Origin of the sequence: Paraglaciecola marina, from assembly GCF_004360155.1 — a bacterium.
GTDB lineage: Bacteria > Pseudomonadota > Gammaproteobacteria > Enterobacterales > Alteromonadaceae > Paraglaciecola > Paraglaciecola marina.
Window position 1 is genome coordinate 1 of record NZ_ML178732.1, and the last position, 2581, is coordinate 2581.

Sequence of the window (2581 nt, forward strand, 5' to 3'; positions counted from 1 at the left end):
GGGCGTTAGCAGGCCAAAGCTTATTCTCAGTTGGCTACCTAAAAGTGGTGTGCAAAGCGGTTAACTTTTTAGCTCATCACGGTCGGTAAAAGTAGTTCACGTAACCAACAAGTTCTGGCAATATTAATCATCAACAACTGGCAAGTTTAAGGCAAAGGACAATGCGGTATTCAATTTCACACAAGGCAGTCACAGTTTGTTAGTTCATCAATCAATTCAAACAGCTGCAAGCAATGCGGCTGCTAACAAAAAGCTCAACCAGAAAACCACTCGCTGGCCTTCGGCCAAAACGCGTCGTGTTTTCTGCTTAGCTNGTCATCGCGAGAGTTGAGCTGAGTATATGGAAGAACTAATGAAGTATGTTGTCGTCCTCAGCTATGGAGTTTCTTTTTTTTGTTTTTTCTGGTCATTCTTCCTATTAGTCACCTTGAAACGCTTTCTTAAACCTAGTGTTAGCAAACCGACGCCTTTTTTGAATTATTTTTGGTACGTTTTGATGCCAAAGAGCTACTATGTTGATTTAGGGGTTATGCGTAGGAATAAGGCGTTAAAGCTTCTTTGGTGGTGGGTTCGATTCAGCCTTTTGGGCTTGTTAGTAAGTTTGTTATTGTTTACTGTTTATTGAACTCATAACAAACCAATTATTCCGACCTCAACTCGCTGCGCTCTTTTCGCCGGCATATTGGGGCGTTAGATTTATAAAACAATCGAGTTAAGGAGTAAAACTTGATAACAAAAGAAATAAACTCGATACAAGATTTATTGGTGGAGTTAGCCGCAGATAATGACGGATATAATGGTTCTATCTGGTATCGTGGGCAAGCTAACCAGGACTGGCAGCTAACTCCTGGCTACTTAAGGTTAAATACACCGCCTTCGGAGTCCACGCTGATAAAGAAGTTTAAGCAAAGTGCAGCAATGCTTATAGATACATCTCCCAATCAATCTTTCGATTGGCTGTTTTTGATGCAGCATTATGGCGTACCAACTAGACTTTTGGACTGGAGTGAAAGCCCTTTGGTCGGCTTATACTTTGCTGTAGAAAATTTTCTAAATCACCCAGGTACAGAAGCAGCCCTGTGGTCTTTGCGCCCTTCAGAACTGAACAAAAATGCTGGTATTAACAATTCTGATGAGGAGTTTTTTATTCCTTCTTTCGAAGATGTTGAGTTAGAAAACTATTCTGTCGAAATTCTAAGCCAAAATACAAGAACGCAACAAAGACCATTGGCTACAATTGCCACACGAAATAATACACGGATTCAAGCGCAGCACGGTGTTTTTACAATACATCACCATGATAAAACTCCTATTGAAGAAGTAGGCGACTCTAGTCATGTGATTAAATACGTTATACCAGATGATTCTAAAACGAAGCTGCTAAAACAATTATCGTTATTGGGTTTTACAAAGTTTCAACTATTTCCAGAGCTGGCTAGCATCGGAGAAATTATTACTGGAGAGCTTAAATGAGCTATATAGAAACATCACCAAAAAAAAATAGCACTATTATGCTTCTTTATTCTGAAAGGGATGAGATAAAGTTGGATCCACCTTATCAGAGAATGGGTGGCGTATGGACTAAGGAAAAAAAACAATTATTAATAGACTCAATACTAAATGACTACGATATACCCAAAATATATTTTCATACCTACACACGAGAAATGAAGTCTGAAAGCGGAATTGCATATGCTGTAATTGACGGAAGACAAAGGCTTGAGACCATTTGGGGTTTTATCGATGGTGAATTTACGTTATCTGGTGACTTTGAGCTTCAGCGGGATTCCGAAATAAAGTTGGCTGGCTTAAGTTATGATGATTTGGCGAAAGAACATCCTAGAATAAAAATCGCGTTCGACTCATTTGTTCTTCCTGTGGTTCAGGTCGATACGGATGATGAAGATCTTATTGAGGATATGTTTTCTCGTTTAAATGAAGCTGTACCCCTAAATGCTGCAGAAAAAAGAAATGCGATTGGCGGTAATATGGTCAAAGCCATACGTACATTGTCTGAGCATGTGTTTTTTTCAGATAAAGTTAAATTCAGCAACAAGCGTTATCAGCATAGAGAGGTTTCAGCCAGGTTATTACTATCAGAAGAAAACCTGCTAAACGGGAAGTCCTTATTAGACACAAAGAAAGTATACTTAGATGCGTTAGCCAGAAATTATCATTCTGATAGTGCCGATCAAGTCCGCAATATTCACGAAAAATGCGTAACTGTGTTAGATCTCATGGCGAAGACCTTTACAAATGGTGATGAATTACTGAGGTCGCAGGGAAATATGACGGTATACTACTTGCTTTTTAGAGATGCATTAGCAAGCGATCAACTTGGAAAAATAACTAGAAGAAAATTTTTTGATTTTCAAGAAATTCTCAAGAGCAATAGAGCTTCTGCAGCTGAGGATTATGAAAATTCGGCATTTGAGTTATTGGAGTATGATCGATTATCTCAGCAAGGGACAAACGATTCATCAAACATCAAAGAAAGGTTGCATATACTTAAAAACCACTTCGGAATTTCAGCCTGAGAATCTAATCGGGTAGCCGGAGGTGTCTAACCTCCAGCCCCCAC

2 protein-coding genes are annotated in these 2581 nt (G+C 39.2%); both read left to right on the plus strand.

Translation table 11 applies throughout. The annotated features are described in order from the left end of the window. The first annotated feature begins 726 nt into the window (after positions 1–726). The gene (locus tag EOK74_RS05965) at positions 727–1473 is read left to right on the plus strand and encodes an FRG domain-containing protein (protein WP_133469016.1); all 747 of its coding nucleotides are present in this window, start codon (positions 727–729) and stop codon (positions 1471–1473) included. Positions 1474–1544: 71 nt separating this feature from the next. Then, complete coding sequence (locus tag EOK74_RS05970; RefSeq protein ID WP_205964533.1) at positions 1545–2537, plus strand: DUF262 domain-containing protein; 993 nt, start codon at positions 1545–1547, stop codon at positions 2535–2537. Positions 2538–2581: the final 44 nt, after the last annotated feature.